At 32.7% G+C, this 19,671-nt stretch carries 16 protein-coding genes; 14 read left to right on the forward strand and 2 right to left on the reverse strand.

The genetic code is table 11. The annotated features are described in order from the left end of the window. Positions 1-6: 6 nt before the first annotated feature. Positions 7-1,074: a nitric oxide synthase oxygenase gene (locus HMPREF3058_RS02155; protein ID WP_002487309.1), complete on the reverse strand. Its 1,068-nt coding sequence runs from the start codon at positions 1,072-1,074 to the stop codon at positions 7-9. Positions 1,075-1,265: 191 nt separating this feature from the next. Here HMPREF3058_RS02155 and HMPREF3058_RS02160 point away from each other — a divergent pair, with 191 nt between their 5' ends. The 10 genes from HMPREF3058_RS02160 (at position 1,266) to HMPREF3058_RS02205 (ending at position 12,983) form a co-directional block, all read left to right on the forward strand. Then, positions 1,266-2,735, forward strand: coding sequence for a nicotinate phosphoribosyltransferase (locus HMPREF3058_RS02160; RefSeq protein ID WP_002487360.1), 1,470 nt, complete (start codon positions 1,266-1,268; stop codon positions 2,733-2,735). Continuing rightward, positions 2,728-3,555 carry an ammonia-dependent NAD(+) synthetase gene (gene nadE, locus HMPREF3058_RS02165; protein WP_002487354.1) on the forward strand — a complete coding sequence of 276 codons (828 nt, stop codon included), beginning with the start codon at positions 2,728-2,730 and terminating at the stop codon, positions 3,553-3,555. Before HMPREF3058_RS02160 ends, nadE begins: the two co-directional genes overlap by 8 nt. Positions 3,556-3,629: 74 nt before the next feature. After that, positions 3,630-4,256 carry a DUF2179 domain-containing protein gene (locus HMPREF3058_RS02170; protein WP_001830398.1) on the forward strand — a complete coding sequence of 209 codons (627 nt, stop codon included), beginning with the start codon at positions 3,630-3,632 and terminating at the stop codon, positions 4,254-4,256. Continuing rightward, entirely contained in the window at positions 4,240-4,419 is a 180-nt protein-coding gene (locus HMPREF3058_RS02175) for an NETI motif-containing protein (RefSeq protein ID WP_002447465.1), read from the forward strand. The genes HMPREF3058_RS02170 and HMPREF3058_RS02175 overlap by 17 nt, the downstream gene beginning before the upstream one ends. 410 nt (positions 4,420-4,829) lie before the next feature. After that, positions 4,830-6,125: an adenylosuccinate lyase gene (gene purB, locus HMPREF3058_RS02180; RefSeq protein ID WP_002458558.1), complete on the forward strand. Its 1,296-nt coding sequence runs from the start codon at positions 4,830-4,832 to the stop codon at positions 6,123-6,125. Positions 6,126-6,249: 124 nt separating this feature from the next. Then, on the forward strand, positions 6,250-6,552 hold the full coding sequence (locus tag HMPREF3058_RS02185) for a YerC/YecD family TrpR-related protein (protein WP_002458557.1): 303 nt from the start codon (positions 6,250-6,252) through the stop codon (positions 6,550-6,552). Positions 6,553-6,875: 323 nt separating this feature from the next. Continuing rightward, the gene (locus HMPREF3058_RS02190) at positions 6,876-7,568 is read left to right on the forward strand and encodes a heptaprenylglyceryl phosphate synthase (RefSeq protein ID WP_002447864.1); all 693 of its coding nucleotides are present in this window, start codon (positions 6,876-6,878) and stop codon (positions 7,566-7,568) included. Continuing rightward, positions 7,565-9,754, forward strand: a complete 2,190-nt coding sequence (pcrA, locus tag HMPREF3058_RS02195; RefSeq protein ID WP_002491518.1) for a DNA helicase PcrA — start codon at positions 7,565-7,567, stop codon at positions 9,752-9,754. Before HMPREF3058_RS02190 ends, pcrA begins: the two co-directional genes overlap by 4 nt. 3 nt (positions 9,755-9,757) lie before the next feature. After that, positions 9,758-11,755: an NAD-dependent DNA ligase LigA gene (gene ligA / locus HMPREF3058_RS02200; RefSeq protein ID WP_002491487.1), complete on the forward strand. Its 1,998-nt coding sequence runs from the start codon at positions 9,758-9,760 to the stop codon at positions 11,753-11,755. 19 nt (positions 11,756-11,774) lie between these two features. After that, positions 11,775-12,983, forward strand: a complete 1,209-nt coding sequence (locus tag HMPREF3058_RS02205; protein WP_002491486.1) for a CamS family sex pheromone protein — start codon at positions 11,775-11,777, stop codon at positions 12,981-12,983. A 327-nt stretch (positions 12,984-13,310) separates the two neighbouring features. Here the strand turns inward: HMPREF3058_RS02205 and putP are convergent, their stop codons facing one another. Next, a complete protein-coding gene (gene putP, locus HMPREF3058_RS02210) occupies positions 13,311-14,846 on the reverse strand; it encodes a sodium/proline symporter PutP (protein WP_002491521.1) in 1,536 nt (511 codons plus the stop codon). A 378-nt stretch (positions 14,847-15,224) separates the two neighbouring features. Here putP and gatC point away from each other — a divergent pair, with 378 nt between their 5' ends. From gatC to HMPREF3058_RS02230, 4 genes are all read left to right on the forward strand, one after another. After that, positions 15,225-15,527: an Asp-tRNA(Asn)/Glu-tRNA(Gln) amidotransferase subunit GatC gene (gene gatC / locus HMPREF3058_RS02215; protein WP_001830435.1), complete on the forward strand. Its 303-nt coding sequence runs from the start codon at positions 15,225-15,227 to the stop codon at positions 15,525-15,527. Position 15,528: 1 nt separating this feature from the next. Next, on the forward strand, positions 15,529-16,986 hold the full coding sequence (gene gatA / locus HMPREF3058_RS02220) for an Asp-tRNA(Asn)/Glu-tRNA(Gln) amidotransferase subunit GatA (protein ID WP_002458553.1): 1,458 nt from the start codon (positions 15,529-15,531) through the stop codon (positions 16,984-16,986). Positions 16,987-16,998: 12 nt separating this feature from the next. Next, a complete protein-coding gene (gene gatB, locus HMPREF3058_RS02225; protein WP_002457087.1) occupies positions 16,999-18,426 on the forward strand; it encodes an Asp-tRNA(Asn)/Glu-tRNA(Gln) amidotransferase subunit GatB in 1,428 nt (475 codons plus the stop codon). Between the two features lie 224 nt (positions 18,427-18,650). Beyond that, complete coding sequence (locus tag HMPREF3058_RS02230; protein WP_002491540.1) at positions 18,651-19,601, forward strand: diacylglycerol kinase; 951 nt, start codon at positions 18,651-18,653, stop codon at positions 19,599-19,601. The last annotated feature ends 70 nt before the right edge of the window (positions 19,602-19,671 follow it).

Below are 19,671 nucleotides of genomic sequence, written 5' to 3' on the forward strand. Positions count from 1 at the left end.
TTTAAATTAATGGAAAGGGCACTTCATAGGTTCTTCTTTTTTATAGAAGAAATTCGTATGATGCATTGTATTATCATATCCATGATGATAGTTAGAAGTTAAAGTTGGTGAAAGTGGAGGTGCCAGCCAAGACCACTTACCAGTAACATCTCTGTTTTGTTGATGTTCATTTCGTTCAAACATTTCAAATTGCTTCGCTGCAGTTAAGTGGTCAACAATAGAAACACCATCAGCTTTAAATGAATGATACACAGCATGATTTAACTCTACAAGTGCTCGATCTTTATTAAATGAATTATTTTTAAGTGTATCAAATTCAAAAGCTTCTGCAACTTTTTCTAAAAGATTATAACGATAGGTGTCTGTGAAATTACGTACAGCAATTTCGGTTACCATATACCATCCATTAAAAGGTGCTGTAGGGTAAGTAATACCACCGATTTTTAAATCCATATTTGAAATAATAGGTACTGCATACCATTTTAAACCTAATTTTGAAAGCTTGGGATAGTTTTCATGATGTATAGAAACTTCTTTTACAATATCATGTGGAAGTTCGTGTATTTTTATAGTGTCGTTTGGCAATTGATAAATCAGAGGTAAAATATCAAAATTTGAACCTTTACCTTTCCAACCAAGATGTTCAGCCAAACGAGTAACCTCTTTTTCAGATGGATCGCCAGCATTTTCATAACCAGCATAACGGATCAATTGATTATTATAAATTTTAGGTGTATCTTCAGGACTAAAAATTGTAATATATGGTTTGATTTTTCCACCATTTGTAGCTTCTTTAATATGTGTATGTATAAATTTTATAAATTCTTTTTCGTCACATACATCTCGGGCATCTTCAACATTTAAAGAATCCCAAAACAATCTACCAATACAACGATTTGAGTTTCTCCATGCCATTTTTGCACCGTAAGATAATTCTTCATAAGTATGTGTGTAACTACCAGTCAAGTTAATTTCTTGCTCAATCTCTTTCATTCTATTTTCAATTTCATTAGCATTATATTTTAACTCGCTATACATGGTCTGAATAAATGATTTTGCTTTATCTATTAGCATTTAAAACACCTCAATCGTCATTATACGTGAGCATATACTGTTTCTTGAATAATATAGGGAATTGTCATAAATTTGTCGACACTAAATTAGAATTTATTAAGAAATAAATGTAAATCAAACATGCAAGTACCTACTATATATGAATTATGATAAACTAATTGTAAATATTTAGGTCGATTGGAGAGGTTAATGTGTACCAATATAACGACGATAGCTTAATGTTACACAATGATTTATATCAAATTAATATGGCTGAAAGCTACTGGAATGATGGTATCCATGAAAGAATAGCAGTGTTTGATTTGTATTTTAGAAAAATGCCATTTAATAGTGGATATGCGGTATTTAACGGATTGAAACGCGTTGTGAATTTCATCGAAAACTTTGGGTTTACAAATGAAGATATCACATATTTAAAATCGATAGGTTATAAAGAAGATTTTCTAAACTACCTAAAAGATTTGAAATTTACTGGGAATATTAAATCTATGCAAGAAGGTGAAATTTGTTTTGGCAACGAGCCATTATTAAGAGTTGAAGCCCCTTTAATCCAAGCACAACTTATTGAAACTATTTTGTTAAATATCATTAATTTCCAAACATTAATTGCAACTAAAGCCAGTCGAATTCGTCAAATAGCAACTCATGACACTTTGATGGAATTTGGTACAAGAAGAGCTCAAGAGATTGATGCTGCACTGTGGGGCGCTAGAGCAGCCTTTATTGGAGGGTTTGATTCGACAAGTAATGTTAGAGCAGGAAAACTTTTTAATATACCTGTATCTGGCACACATGCACACGCACTAGTACAAACATATGGTGATGAGTACATAGCATTCAAAAAGTATGCTGAGCGACATAAAAATTGTGTGTTCTTAGTTGATACTTTCCATACTTTAAAATCAGGAGTACCAACCGCAATTAAGGTTGCGAAAGAGTTGGGAGATACTATTAATTTTATAGGTATCAGATTAGATTCTGGTGATATTGCGTATCTATCTAAAGAAGCTCGTAGAATGTTAGATGAGGCAGGTTTTACAGAAGCTAAAATTATCGCATCAAATGATTTGGATGAGCAGACTATTACAAGTTTAAAAGCACAAGGCGCTAAAGTTGACGCATGGGGAGTAGGTACAAAACTGATTACAGGATATGATCAACCAGCTTTAGGTGCAGTTTATAAATTGGTTTCTATTGAAACAGACGATGGCACAATGAGTGATCGTATTAAATTATCAAATAATGCTGAGAAAGTCACTACACCAGGCAAAAAAAATGTTTATCGTATCATTAATAATAAAACAGGCAAGGCTGAGGGCGACTATATCACGCTTGAAGGTGAAAATCCTAATGACGAATCTCCATTGAAAATGTTCCATCCTGTTCACACTTATAAAATGAAGTTTATTAAATCATTTAAAGCGGTTAATCTACATCAATCTATATTTGAAAATGGCAAACTTGTATACCATCTTCCAGATGAATATGAAGCTCAGGACTATCTTAAAAATAATTTAACTATTTTATGGGAAGAAAATAAACGATATCTTAACCCACAAGATTATCCAGTAGATTTAAGCACTAAATGTTGGGAAAATAAGCATAAGCGTATTTTTGAAGTTGCTGAACACGTTAAAGAGATGGAGGATGAAAATGAGTAAATTGCAAGATGTTGTAGTTAATGAAATGAAAGTAAAAAAACAAATTGACAGTGTAAAGGAAATCCAAGAAATTAAGCAATTTATTAAAGCGTATGTAAAATCACATTCATTTATACAAACTCTTGTTCTTGGAATATCAGGTGGTCAAGACTCCACTCTAACAGGTAAGTTAGCACAATTAGCAGTAAATGAATTGAAGGAAGAGGGACGTAACTGTAAATTTATAGCAGTGAAATTACCTTATGGTGTGCAACAAGACGCTCATGAAGTAGAAGATGCACTTGAGTTTATTAATCCTGACATAACGTATACAGTTAATATTAAACCAGCAGTTGATCAGAGTGTTCAATCACTTAGTGAAGCAGGCATCAAACTTACTGATTTTCAAAAAGGTAATGAAAAAGCACGTGAACGAATGAAAGTTCAGTTTTCAATTGCTTCTAATACTCAAGGTATAGTTTTAGGAACTGATCACTCTGCCGAAAATATTACTGGATTTTACACTAAATATGGAGATGGTGCTGCGGACATTGCACCTATTTTTGGGTTAAATAAAAGACAAGGTAAGCAATTACTAGCTTATCTAGGAGCACCTAAACACCTTTATGAAAAAGTGCCAACAGCTGATTTAGAAGATGATAAACCTCAGTTACCAGACGAGGAGGCACTAGGCGTATCTTATCATGATATTGATGATTATTTAGAAGGTAAAGAAATTCCTGCAACTGCTCGTGAAACAATCGAAAAACATTATGTTAGAAATGCACATAAGCGTGAACTTGCTTATACACGATACTCATGGCCTAAAAATAACAATTGAAAATTTTATAAGTGACAAAATGATTGGCGACTGATAAAATAATCTGGATTTAAAAGTAAGAAAAGAGGAATAATATGTCAGCAATTGCTCAAAATCCATGGTTAATGGTCTTAGCAATTTTTATAATTAATGTATGTTATGTCACATTTTTAACAATGAGAACGATATTGACTTTGAAAGGTTATCGTTATGTTGCAGCAGTAGTTAGTTTTATGGAGGTCTTAGTTTATGTCGTTGGTTTAGGGTTAGTAATGTCTAGCCTAGACCAAATTCAAAATATTTTTGCTTATGCATTAGGGTTCTCCGTCGGTATTATAGTAGGAATGAAAATCGAGGAAAAACTTGCGTTGGGTTATACAGTTGTCAATGTTACTTCATCGGAATATGAGTTAGATTTACCAAATGAATTAAGAAATTTAGGATATGGTGTCACCCACTACGAAGCATTTGGTAGAGATGGAAGTCGAATGGTAATGCAAATATTAACACCAAGAAAATATGAATTAAAGTTAATGGATACTGTAAAGAACTTAGATCCTAAGGCATTTATTATAGCGTATGAACCAAGAAATATTCACGGAGGATTCTGGGTTAAGGGTGTACGTAAACGTAAACTGAAAGCTTATGAACCAGAGCAACTGGAAGTTGTAGTAGATCACGAAGAAATAGTAGGTGGTAGCTCAAATGAGCAAAAAGTTTAGAGTTGAAGATCAAGAAACAATTGCAGATTGTCTCGACAGAATGAAAAAAGAAGGATTTATGCCAATACGTCGTATTGAGAAACCAGTTTATAAAGAGAACAAAGATGGCAGTATAGAGATTTTAAAACAGGATATTATATTTGTAGGTGCGTTAATCCAATAAATAAGATTAACTATAGAATAATAAAGCCTAGGACATCCACTATTGTCCTAGGTATTTTTATGCATTGATTACTGATCATAATGTTAATGCCAGTCTTATATCAATTGCTTTTAGACACTTGGTGATTCAACTGAAAAGTGTTGTTATAAAATTTTATAGGCAAAACGAGTTGAAAATTTCACACTAAGAATTAAATAAAGCATTATCTTACATCTAATTATAGTTTTTACTAGATTGTGTTTCTAGATTGATTCAAATAAAATAGTAATAACTAGATAAACACTTATACATTTTAATCAAGTTCTGTTAAACTATAGATGAAAGCTTAGAAACGAACTTTTCTTATAAAAAATGTGATAATGTACAGTTTTTGTAGGAGCTATAATACATACGATAGGAGTTTACAAAGAATGATAGAACGTTATTCAAGAGATGAAATGTCTAGTATTTGGACAGACCAAAATCGCTATGAAGCATGGTTAGAAGTAGAGATTCTAGCGTGTGAAGCATGGAGTGAGTTAGGTTATATTCCTAAAGAAGATGTAAAAAAAATTCGTGAAAATGCCAAGGTAAATGTTGAACGCGCTAAAGAAATTGAGCAAGAAACACGACACGATGTAGTTGCATTTACACGCCAAGTTTCTGAAACTTTAGGTGATGAACGTAAGTGGGTACATTATGGATTAACTTCCACTGATGTAGTTGACACTGCCTTAAGTTATGTAATTAAACAGGCAAATGAAATCCTTGAAAAAGATTTAGAAAGATTTATAGATGTATTAGCTGCCAAAGCTAAAAAATATCAGTATACATTGATGATGGGGCGTACACATGGTGTTCATGCTGAGCCTACAACTTTTGGCGTGAAAATGGCACTTTGGTATACTGAAATGAAACGTAATCTTAAGCGTTTTAAAGAAGTGCGTAAAGAAATAGAAGTAGGGAAAATGAGTGGAGCAGTAGGAACATTTGCCAATATTCCACCTGAAATTGAGGCTTACGTATGTGAACATTTAGGAATAGACACTGCAGCTGTTTCTACACAAACATTACAAAGAGATCGTCATGCTTATTACATTGCTACATTAGCACTGATTGCTACATCAATGGAAAAATTTGCAGTAGAAATTCGTAATTTACAAAAAACCGAAACTAGAGAAGTCGAAGAGGCATTTGCAAAAGGACAAAAAGGATCATCAGCTATGCCACATAAAAGAAATCCAATTGGTTCTGAAAATATTACAGGTATATCTCGTGTGATTCGAGGGTATATTACTACTGCCTACGAGAATATTCCTTTATGGCATGAAAGAGATATCTCTCATTCTTCTGCAGAACGTATCATGTTACCTGATGTGACAATTGCTCTAGATTATGCACTTAATCGATTTACGAATATTGTTGATCGACTTACAGTTTATGAAGATAATATGAGAAATAATATTGATAAGACGTATGGTTTAATCTTCTCACAACGTGTACTACTAGCATTAATTAATAAAGGCATGGTACGTGAAGAAGCTTATGATAAAGTTCAACCTAAAGCAATGGAATCTTGGGAAACAAAAACACCATTTAGAGAGCTAATTGAACAAGATTCATCTATAACTGACGTTCTATCAACTGAAGAATTAGATGATTGCTTCGATCCTAAACATCATCTTAATCAGGTCGACACTATATTCGCACGTGCTGGTTTATCTTAATTAAATCAAATTTAATACAAGACAAATGATTCTAATTTCCTATACATTTTTCATGAAACTACTACACTTTAACGAATTAGTAAGTTAAAATAATGAGAGAATATTTGTATAGGGGTTGTTCGAGATGCAAATTGAAAAATTAAGAGGTCAGTCATTAGATGAATTATTTGATGCGATCTTAGCACTAGAAAACAGAGAAGAATGTTATCAGTTTTTCGATGATTTATGTACTGTAAATGAAATACAGTCATTATCTCAGAGACTTCAAGTTGCTAAAATGATTAAACAAGGTTATACTTACGCAACTATTGAAGAAGAGTCTGGTGCATCAACTGCAACGATTTCTAGAGTAAAGCGTTCGTTACAATGGGGTAATGATGCTTATACAATGATTTTGAATAGACTAAATATTGAAACAAAGGCATAAGAATGCATACACTTTCGTCTGATTTCAGTGTTTCATTTAATACATTAATAGCTTTGAAAGATTTATTGAAATCTTTCAAAGCTATTTTTTAATGAAGCTAAATTTTTAAAGATAATTAATTTAAGCATTCTGTGTGAACTATTATAACGAATCTACACTGTATCTAGTTATTGAATTCAATAGCAAGATACTCATTTTTGCTTAAAGCATATGTTAAATTAAATATGACTTAAAATCATATATGATTAACTTATTTAGTCTTTAGAACTTAAAACTTAAAAATGCTATAATTTAGGGTATGTTAAATAAAGGAGTTTCATAAAATGTACGACATAACCAAGTGGAAACATATGTTTAAATTAGATCCGGCTAAATCAATTTCGGATGAAGATTTAGAGGCACTGTGTATGTCTAACACTGATGCAATAATTATTGGTGGGACAGATGATGTAACAGAAGATAATGTTATTCATTTAATGAGTAGAGTAAGACGTTATCCTTTACCACTTGTCTTAGAAGTTTCGAATGTAGAAAGTGTGATGCCTGGTTTTGATTTCTATTTTATTCCAACAGTCATGAATAGTAAGGATACAAAATATCATAACGAAATTTTGCTAGAAGCCCTTAAAAAATATGGACATGTGATTAATTTTGATGAAGTTTTTTTCGAGGGATATGTCGTTCTAAACGCGAATAGTAAAGTTGCAAAAATTACCAAAGCTTATACTCAATTAGATATAGAAGACGTCGAAGCATATGCACAAATGGCAGAAGAATTATATCGATTTCCAATTATGTATGTAGAATATAGTGGCACATATGGAGATGTTGATAAGGTTAGAGCGATTGCAAATATGCTTCAACATACGCAATTATTTTATGGCGGTGGTATAACAAACATTGACAAAGCTAAAGAAATGTCTAACATTGCGGATACCATTGTTGTTGGCGATATTATATATAACGATATTAAAAAAGCATTAAAAACTGTAAAGATAAAGGAGTCTAATAAATGAATGCGCTAGTAAAAAATATGAATTCAGAGCAAAGTGAAGCGGTTAGAACAACAGAAGGGCCATTACTTATTATGGCAGGTGCTGGATCAGGAAAGACACGTGTGTTAACACATCGCATTGCGTATTTATTAGATGAAAAAGATGTATCACCTTATAATATTTTAGCTATTACGTTTACAAATAAAGCAGCTAAAGAAATGAAGGCACGTGTAGAACATCTTGTGGGAGAAGAAGCGCAAGTGATTTGGATGTCCACTTTTCACTCCATGTGTGTAAGAATTCTGAGAAGAGATGCTGATCGTATTGGCATTGAAAGAAATTTCACTATCATTGATCCTACAGATCAAAAATCAGTGATTAAAGATGTATTGAAAAGTGAAAATATTGACAGTAAACGATTTGAGCCGCGTATGTTTATTGGTGCAATTAGCAATTTAAAAAATGAATTAAAAACACCTGAGGATGCTCAAAAAGAGGCGAATGATTTTCACTCTCAAATGGTTGCAACGGTATACAAAGGTTATCAAAGACAGTTATCACGTAATGAAGCACTCGACTTTGATGATTTAATTATGACAACTATTAATTTATTTGAACGAGTACCCGAAACTCTAGAATACTATCAAAATAAATTTCAATATATACATGTAGATGAGTATCAAGATACTAATAAAGCACAATATACTTTAGTAAAACTATTAGCAAACAAATTTAAAAATTTATGTGTTGTTGGTGATTCTGACCAATCTATTTATGGTTGGAGAGGAGCTGATATACAAAATATTTTATCTTTTGAAGAGGACTATCCTGAAGCAAAGACAATTTTCCTCGAACAGAACTATCGTTCAACTAAGAATATTTTAAATGCTGCAAATGAAGTTATAAAACATAATTCTGAACGAAAACCTAAAGGTCTATGGACTGCAAATTCTGGAGGAGACAAAATTCAGTATTATGAAGCTATGACTGAAAGAGATGAAGCAGAATACGTTGTTAAAGAAATAATGAAGCATCAACGCGGTGGTAAAAAATATAGTGAAATGGCTATATTATATAGAACAAATGCCCAATCACGTGTACTTGAGGAAACATTTATGAAATCAAATATTCCTTATACAATGGTTGGAGGTCAAAAATTCTACGACCGTAAAGAAATTAAAGATTTACTTAGTTATTTAAGGGTTATTGCTAATAGCAATGATGATATTAGTTTGCAACGTATTATTAACGTGCCTAAACGTGGTATTGGACCTTCATCTGTTGAAAAAATCCAAACCTATGCACTTCAAAATAATATAAGTATGTTTGACGCACTGGCTGAGGTAGATTTTATAGGTCTCTCTAAAAAGGTTACTCAAGAATGTATCAGCTTTTATGAAATGATTCAAAATTTAATCAAAGAACAAGAATTTCTCGAAATTAGTGAAATCGTAGATGAAGTACTACAAAAATCAGGCTATAAAGACATGCTTGATCGAGAACAAAGTATTGAATCACGAAGTCGATTAGAAAACTTAGATGAATTTATGTCTGTACCTAAAGATTATGAGGAAAATACACCTTTAGAGGAACAATCGCTTATTAATTTTCTAACAGATTTATCATTAGTTGCTGATATTGACGAAGCAGATACACAGAATGGTGTTACATTGATGACAATGCATTCAGCAAAAGGTCTTGAATTTCCTATAGTTTTTATTATGGGAATGGAAGAGTCGTTGTTCCCGCATATAAGAGCAATTAAAAGTGAAGATGATCATGAAATGGAAGAGGAACGTCGTATTTGTTATGTAGCAATTACACGAGCAGAAGAGTTGCTTTATATCACAAATGCAACGACCAGAATGTTGTTTGGTCGTTCTCAATCAAATATGCCATCTCGATTTTTAAAAGAAATCCCAGAAGACCTACTTGATAGTCATACCGGTCAAAAAAGACAAACTATATCTCCTAAATCTCAACCTAAAAGAGGGTTTAGTAAGCGTACGACATCAACTAAAAAACAAAGTTCCTCATCTGATTGGAAAGTAGGAGATAAAGTTATGCATAAAGCATGGGGTGAAGGGATGGTTAGTAACGTGAATGAAAAAAACGGATCTGTAGAGTTGGATATTATATTTAAATCAGAAGGTCCAAAACGATTATTAGCTCAGTTCGCACCAATAACAAAGAAGGAGGACTCATAGGGGATGCAAGATGTTAAAAAGCGTGTGGAAAAATTACATGATTTGTTGAATCAATATAGCTATGAATATTATGTACAAGATAATCCCTCAGTGCCTGACAGCGAGTATGATAAGTTATTACATGAGCTGATTGAAATTGAAGAAAAATATCCAGAATTCAAATCGACAGATTCTCCAACAGTGCGTGTGGGTGGCGAAGCCCAGTCTTCTTTTGAAAAAGTAAATCACGACACGCCGATGTTAAGTTTAGGTAATGCGTTTAATGAAGAAGATTTAAGAAAATTTGATCAACGTATTCGTGATAGTATTGGTCAGGTCGAATACATGTGTGAACTTAAAATAGATGGTTTGGCTGTTTCACTCAAATATGAAAATGGCCGTTTTGTCCAAGGACTTACACGTGGTGATGGTACGACAGGTGAGGATATAACTGAAAATCTAAGAACTATACATGCTATACCACTAAAAATTAAAGAACCTCTCAATTTTGAGGTCCGTGGGGAAGCTTATATGCCACGTCGTTCATTCATTCATTTGAATAATGAAAAAGAAGAAAATGGTGAACAACCTTTTGCAAATCCACGAAACGCTGCTGCTGGCTCGTTAAGACAACTTGATTCTAAATTAGCTGCGAAAAGAAAGTTAAGTGTCTTCTTATATAGTGTGAATGACCTAACCGAGTTTAATGCAACAACACAAAGTGAAGCGCTAGAGGAGTTGGACCAATTAGGTTTTAAAACTAACCAAGAACGTGAACGAGTATCAGATATTGAGGGCGTACTTAATTATATAGAGAAATGGACAAGTAAAAGGGAATCTTTATCATACGATATTGATGGTATTGTTATAAAAGTTAACGATTTATCTCAACAAGAGGAAATGGGTTATACGCAAAAATCTCCAAGATGGGCGATTGCTTATAAATTTCCAGCTGAAGAAGTTATTACAAAATTATTGGATATCGAACTAAGTATTGGACGTACGGGTGTTGTGACACCAACTGCAATTCTAGAACCTGTAAAAGTAGCTGGCACTACAGTTTCAAGAGCCTCTCTTCATAATGAAGATTTAATACATGAAAGAGATATACGTATCGGAGATAGTGTTGTTATAAAAAAAGCCGGGGACATCATCCCTGAAGTTGTAAAAAGTATTTTAGATAGACGACCTAACGAATCGGAAATTTATCATATGCCAACACATTGTCCTAGTTGTGGACATGAATTAGTTCGTATTGAAGGAGAAGTTGCTTTACGTTGTATTAATCCAAAATGTCAGGCACAGCTTATTGAAGGACTTATACATTTCGTTTCAAGACAAGCGATGAATATAGATGGCTTAGGTACTAAAATTATACATCAGCTATACGAAAATCAGTTAATCAAAGATGTCGCAGATATTTTCTATTTAAAAGAAGAAGATTTATTACCATTAGAGAGGATGGGAAAGAAGAAAGTTGATAATCTATTATTAGCAATAGAAAAATCTAAAGAACAGTCATTAGAGCATTTATTATTTGGACTAGGTATTAGACATTTAGGTGTAAAAGCTAGTCAAGTACTTGCTGAGCGATATGAAACGATGGATCAACTTTTTAAAGTAACAGAAAGTGAATTAATTGAAATTCAAGATATTGGAGATAAACTTGCACAATCTGTTGTAACATATCTCGAAAATAGTGATATTCGTTCATTAATTGAAAAATTAAGTAATAAAAATGTTAATATGTCTTATAAAGGAATTAAAACAACTGAAATTGAAGGTCATCCTGATTTTAGTGGGAAAACAATTGTATTAACAGGGAAACTCGAGCAAATGACGAGAAATGAAGCATCTGAATGGTTGAAAATGCAAGGTGCTAAAGTTACAAATAGCGTGACTAAAAGTACTGATATTGTCATAGCTGGAGCAGATGCAGGGTCTAAATTAGCCAAAGCTGAGAAGTACGGTACTGAAATTTGGACTGAAGCAGCATTTATAGAAAAACAAAATGGAATCTAATAATTAGAGGAGTACGTGAATGAAGCGAACAATATTTTTACTCATGTCGATACTGTTATTATTAACGGCTTGCGGAGATGGACATAAACAAACTTCATCAGATAAAGAACAAAGTGAACATAAGGATAACCATAATAAAAATCAAGTGAAACAAATAGCGACTGATAAAAAAGTTCAAGGTGATAACTATAGGACTATATTGCCCTTTAAAGAAAGCCAGGCTCGTGGATTATTACAAGATAATATGGCAAATGGTTATAATGGAGAAGATTTTGAAAGTGGTTTACTAGAATTAAGTAAAGAAATCTTTCCAACAAATAAGTATTTATATCAAGATGGACAATATTTAGATAAAAAAACGATTAATGCATACTTAGATCCGAAATATACAAAAAAAGAAATTGACAAGATGAGCGAAAAAGAAAAGCAAAGCAAAAATGCTAATGAGAATCTTGGACTCAATCCATCTCACAATGGTGAAACAGATGAAGAGAAAATAGCTGAAAATTCTCCAGCCTATCTTTCAAATATACTCGAGCAGGATTTTTATGGAAACAGTGATTCTAAAGGTAAAAATATAAAAGGCATGACAATTGGTTTAGCCATGAATAGTGTTTATTATTACAAAAAAGAGAAAGATGGCGAAACATATAGTAAAGATTTATCTGATAAAGAGATTGAAAAGCAAGGTAAACAGATGGCTAGTGAAATGCTCTCTCGTTTACGTGAGAATAGTGATTTAAAAGATATTCCTATTCATTTTGCTATCTATAAACAATCAAGTCAAGATTCCATTACACCAGGTGAATTTATAGTTGGTACTACAGTTGAAGAGGGTAAAACTAAAATTAACTCATGGGATAATATTAATGAAAAAGCAGCCTTAATTCCTTCGTCAACTGCAGCTGATTATGATGAAACGCTGAATAATAACTTTAAACAGTTTAATGATAATTTGCAATCGTATTTTTCAAACTTCACACAAGCAGTTGGTAAGGTTAAATTCGTAAATAAAAAAGCAAAACAACTTACAGTTGATCTGCCTATAGATTATTACGGACAGGCAGAAACGATAGGTATTACACAATATGTTACAGAGCAAGCCGAAAAGTATTTTGATAAACTAGATGAGTATGAAATTAGAATCAAGGATGGAAATACTCCACGTGCTCTAATTAGTAAAACTAAAGACGATAAAGAACCACAAGTTCATATTTATCATAATTAGTTACCTATGAAGTATGACACCCATTTCATTGTATAGAAAAGAATAGGATAGAATTCAAATTAAGTTTACTGGTCAATTCAGTACCAAAGGAATATATTTGCAATTTGATATTATTGATGATTTTGACTCATTTTTCGAGCCGTCAATAAATTTAAATATAAAAAATTAGCTATGAAGAAATTTATATTGATAGATTTCTTCATAGCTATTTTCTTAAGTGAATGAAAGAAATTGACACTGTATATTAGAAAAGTATTTAAATTATACTTCTAATTGTTACTTAATTAATCAATTTTATAATGTTGATATAGTCTGATAATTGTACATTTATTCTTTAACGATGTGTTTAACTTTATTAAGATTTTCAATAACAACATCATCAGGTTTTTTTGTTAATTTACTTACGATGTACGTAATCAATACGCTAACTATGAAACCCGGTATAATTTCATACATACCAAAGAATGCATTGATTGTAGCCAAAGGTTTAATCCAAGAAATCCAAACAATAACAACTACAGCACCAGCTACCATTCCGCTAATAGCTCCTGCACGTGTTAAATCTTTCCAATACAAAGAGTAGAGTACTAAAGGACTAAAAGCAGCTCCAAAGCCAGCCCAAGCATTACCAACTAAATTTAATATTGTATCGTTTGGATGCCAAGCAATCGTAATAGCAACTATCGCAACAAGTAAAACTGATAATCGTCCAATCAAAACAAACTCTTTTTGGTGTGATGATGCTTTATCTGAACCTCTGATTAGTTTATAGAAATCTTCAGTTAAAGAACTTGATGTTACTAGTAATTGTGAAGAGATAGTACTCATTATTGCAGCAAGGATGGCTGCTAATAAAAATCCACCTACAAGCGGATGAAATAAAATTTGACTCATCACAATAAATAGTGTTTCAGGATCTTCTAATTTAATATGCTTTTCAGATATAAATGAAATTCCTGTTAATCCCACACCAATCGCTCCTAATAGACCGACTGCCATCCAACTTATTCCCAGACGTCTGGCTTTTGGTAGTAATTTATGTGATTTGATAGACATAAATCTTACTATAATATGTGGTTGACCAAAATATCCGAGTCCCCATGAAAATAATGAAACAATGCCTAAAATAGTGGTTCCTCTAAATAAATCTAAGTTTGTAGGTTTCATTTGAGCAACATCATGAAATGTATCCCAACCGTTGAGTTTAAGCATTGCAACGATAGGTACCAATACCATAGCAATAAGCATAATCACACCTTGAAAAAAATCAGTAATTGATACAGCTAAATAGCCGCCAAAGAAAGTGTAAAAAATAACTATAATAGCCACTATCAAAAGTCCTACGTGATAGTTTAATCCAAATGCACTTTCAAAGAGTTTTCCGCCAGAAACGAAACCTGAATGCGTATATAGAGTGAAAAAAACGACAATAATCAATCCTGAAATAATTTTAATAATATTCTTCTTATCATCTAGTCTATTTTTAAAAAAGTCTGGGAGTGTAATAGCATCTCCCGCAACCTCAGTAAATACACGTAGTCTTGGAGCAACAACAAAATAATTAATGTATGCACCTAAGGTTAATCCAATTGTTATCCAAATGGCGGATAAACCTGTACTGTAAACTGAACCTGGAAGTCCCATAATCATCCATCCAGACATATCAGAGGCACCAGCTGATAATGCTGTGATATATGGTCCGATACTACGCCCTCCCAACATAAATTCACTTAAGTTTCCAGTAGCTTGTCGATAACCATAGAAGCCGATAATTAGAAGGATTAAGAAATAGACAATAATCATAACGTAAGTCTGCCAATTTGCATCAATTTGATTACTGAGAGCTGTACCTAATGTAAACATAATTAACACTCCCTTTTTTAAATAATGATATAAGATACATGTAATATTATACAATGTAACTAAATGTTCAGAAAAGTAAAACTTTTAATGGTAGTATTAAAAGTCTTTGATAAAGGGTGTTTAACTCTAAGTGTGTTTTATGATTAATCAATATCTATTGCATAAATATGTACAAAATTATTATTAGAATTAAAATTTAATTCATCTATCATTTTAAGACATAGAGATGACAATTAGCGGTATTCATATGTAAAAGTTTATTAAACACCTTAAATATCAAGTGTTTATTTTGAGTAACTTATTCATAAATATTTAGATTTTTGGTTCGAAATTTGATACAATTTGGTGATGAATGAGTATTAAGGAGGCTTTTATTTAATGACTAAAGTTACACGTGAAGAAGTTGAACATATTGCTAATTTAGCTAGACTTCAAATTTCTTCTGAAGAAACAGAAGAAATGGCTAATACTTTAGAAAGTATTTTAGATTTTGCGAAACAAAATGATAGTGCCGATACAGAAGGTATTGAGCCAACTTATCACGTATTAGATTTACAAAACGTATTACGTGACGATAAAGCAATCGAGGGCATTCCTCAAGAATTAGCATTGAAAAATGCGAAAGAAACAGAAGATGGTCAATTTAAAGTGCCATCCATCATGAATGGGGAGGACGCTTAAGATGAGTATTCGTTTTGAATCTATCGAAAAATTAACTGAATTAATCAAAAATAAAGAAATTAAACCTTCTGATGTAGTAAAAGATATATACGCAGCTATTGAAGAAACTGATCCAACAATCAAGTCATTCTTAGCTTTAGATAAAGAAAATGCAATAAAAAAAGCCGAAGAATTAGATGAATTACAAGCTAAAGATCAAATGGATGGTAAACTATTTGGAATTCCAATGGGAATCAAAGATAATATCATCACAAAAGATGTAGAAACTACGTGTGCAAGTAAAATGTTAGAAGGGTTTGTACCTATTTATGAATCCACTGTAATGAACAAACTACATGATGAAAACGCGGTATTAATTGGTAAATTAAACATGGATGAGTTTGCAATGGGTGGCTCTACAGAGACTTCATATTTTAAGAAAACATTAAATCCTTTCGATCACACAGCAGTACCAGGTGGATCTTCAGGTGGTTCTGCAGCAGCAGTTGCAGCAGGTTTAGTTCCTTTTAGTTTAGGGTCAGACACTGGTGGTTCTATTAGACAACCTGCATCTTATTGTGGCGTAGTTGGTATGAAACCGACTTATGGCCGTGTATCACGTTTTGGTTTAGTTGCATTTGCTTCTTCTTTAGATCAAATTGGACCAATCACGCGTAATGTTAAAGATAACGCATTAGTACTTGAGGCAATTTCCGGTGTTGATGCGAATGATTCTACAAGCGCACCTGTTGATGATGTAGATTTTACTTCTGATATTGGTAAAGATATTAAAGGTCTTAAAATTGCATTACCTAAAGAATATTTAGGTGAGGGTGTAAGTGAAGAAGTGAAGACTTCTGTAAAAGAAGCGGTTGAAACGTTAAAATCACTTGGTGCTGAAGTTGACGAAGTCTCATTACCAAATACAAAATATGGTATTCCATCATATTATGTTATTGCGTCATCAGAGGCTTCAGCAAACTTAGCTCGATTTGATGGTATTAGATATGGATATCATTCTAAAGAAGCACAATCGTTAGAAGAATTATATAAAATGTCCAGATCGGAAGGCTTTGGTGAAGAAGTCAAAAGACGTATCTTCTTAGGTACTTTTGCTTTAAGCTCAGGTTATTACGATGCATACTATAAAAAATCTCAAAAAGTTAGAACGTTAATTAAAAATGATTTTGACAAAGTATTTGAATCTTATGATGTTGTGGTTGGACCTACAGCACCTACAACAGCATTTAATATTGGCGAAGAAATTGATGATCCTTTAACTATGTATGCGAATGACTTATTAACTACACCAGTTAACCTTGCTGGTTTACCTGGTATTTCAGTTCCTTGTGGACAATCAAACGGACGCCCAATTGGTTTGCAATTAATTGGTAAACCTTTTGATGAAAAAACGTTATATCGTGTCGCTTATCAATTTGAAACACAATACAACTTACATGACGCATACGAAAATTTATAAGGAGTGGAAATCATGCATTTTGAAACAGTAATCGGACTTGAAGTTCATGTTGAGTTAAAAACGGACTCAAAAATGTTCTCTCCATCACCAGCACATTTTGGAGCTGAACCAAATTCAAATACAAATGTTATCGACTTAGCTTATCCAGGTGTGTTACCAGTAGTTAATAGACGTGCAGTAGATTGGGCAATGAGAGCTTCAATGGCATTAAATATGGATATTGCTACAAATTCTAAATTCGATCGTAAAAACTATTTCTATCCAGATAATCCAAAAGCATATCAAATTTCTCAGTTTGATCAACCTATTGGAGAAAACGGCTATATTGATATTGAAGTTGATGGAGAAACAAAACGTATCGGTATTACACGTCTTCATATGGAAGAAGATGCAGGTAAATCAACACATAAAGATGGATATTCTTTAGTAGACTTAAACCGTCAAGGTACACCATTAATTGAAATTGTATCTGAACCCGATATTCGTTCACCTAAAGAAGCATATGCTTACCTTGAAAAACTACGTTCAATCATTCAATATACGGGTGTATCTGATTGTAAAATGGAAGAGGGCTCCCTACGTTGTGATGCTAATATTTCACTTCGTCCATATGGTCAAAAGGAATTTGGTACAAAAACTGAATTGAAAAACCTTAACTCATTTAACTATGTTAAAAAAGGTTTAGAATATGAAGAAAAACGTCAAGAAGAAGAATTATTAAATGGTGGAGAGATTGGTCAAGAAACACGTCGATTTGATGAATCTACTGGTAAAACAATTTTAATGCGTGTGAAAGAAGGTTCAGATGATTACAGATATTTCCCTGAACCAGATATTGTACCATTGTATGTAGATGAAGATTGGAAAGCACGTGTGAGAGAAACAATTCCAGAATTACCAGATGAACGTAAAGCTAAATACGTAAATGATCTTGGACTTCCAGAATATGATGCGCATGTATTAACATTAACTAAAGAAATGTCTGATTTCTTTGAAGGCGCAATTGACCATGGTGCAGATGTTAAACTTACTTCCAACTGGTTAATGGGCGGTGTTAACGAGTATCTTAATAAAAATCAAGTTGAATTAAAAGATACGCAACTAACACCTGAAAATTTAGCTGGTATGATTAAATTAATAGAAGACGGAACAATGAGTAGTAAAATCGCTAAAAAAGTCTTTCCAGAACTAGCTGAAAATGGTGGAGATGCTAAACAAATTATGGAAGATAAAGGTTTAGTACAAATTTCTGATGAAGCAACATTACTTAAATTTGTAACTGATGCTTTAGATAATAATCCACAATCAATAGAAGATTATAAAAATGGTAAAGGTAAAGCTATGGGATTCTTAGTGGGTCAAATTATGAAAGCTTCTAAAGGTCAAGCTAACCCACAAAAAGTTAATAGCCTATTAAAACAAGAATTAGATAACCGTTAATTCGAAAATTATAATACTTTAAGCTTCTAACAAAGAATATGAACTTTGTTAGAAGCTTTTATTACTTTTGAAAAGTATAGGTATTAAGTTTCTTAATGTTTAAAATTACATATATTTCACCTTTGTTGTACCGAATAGTTTAGAGAAATCGGAAATAAATACTTTTAACTGATGTATAAATCATATAATATAAGTAATGAGTATATGAATTTGAGGGATTAACTATGAGAAAACGTGCAAGAATTATATATAATCCAACATCAGGAAAAGAACTTTTTAAACGTGTATTACCAGATGCACTGATTAAACTTGAGAAAGCAGGTTATGAAACGAGTGCATATGCAACTGAAAAAATTGGTGATGCCACTTTTGAAGCTGAAAGAGCACTAGAAAATGAATATGATTTACTCATTGCAGCTGGAGGTGACGGTACGTTAAATGAGGTGGTCAATGGAATCGCCGAGCAACCCAATCGTCCTAAATTAGGTGTAATACCAATGGGAACCGTTAATGACTTTGGAAGAGCGCTTCATTTACCAAGCGATATAATGGGAGCGATTGATGTAATTATTGATGGTCATACAACCAAGGTAGATATTGGAAAGATGAATAATCGTTATTTCATTAACCTAGCTGCAGGGGGTAAACTAACACAAGTATCTTACGAAACACCAAGTAAGTTGAAATCAATTGTAGGACCGTTCGCGTATTATATTAAAGGATTTGAAATGTTACCTCAAATGAAAGCGGTAGATGTACGTATCGAATATGATGATAACATCTTCCAAGGAGAAGCTTTACTATTCCTTCTAGGTTTAACGAATTCAATGGCTGGCTTTGAAAAATTAGTTCCAGATGCGAAGCTTGACGACGGTTATTTCACGTTAATTATTGTAGAAAAAGCAAATCTTGCTGAATTGGGCCATATTATGACATTAGCGTCTCGAGGCGAGCACACAAAACATCCTAAAGTCATTTATGCTAAAGCGAAGTCTATTAATATTTCATCATTTACTGATATGCAACTTAATGTTGATGGTGAATACGGTGGGAAATTACCTGCAAATTTCCTTAATTTAGAACAGCACATAGAAATTTTCACACCTAAAGATGTATTTAACGAAGAACTATTAGAAAATAATACAATACCTGATATTATGCCAGATAAGCAATGAAATTATTACGACTAATTACGACATCAAATTTAAGGTTAGGAATGCCACACATTATATTCCTAACCTTTTT

The sequence above is a fragment of the Staphylococcus sp. HMSC068G11 genome (assembly GCF_001815825.1).
GTDB classification, from domain to species: Bacteria; Bacillota; Bacilli; order Staphylococcales; family Staphylococcaceae; genus Staphylococcus; species Staphylococcus epidermidis.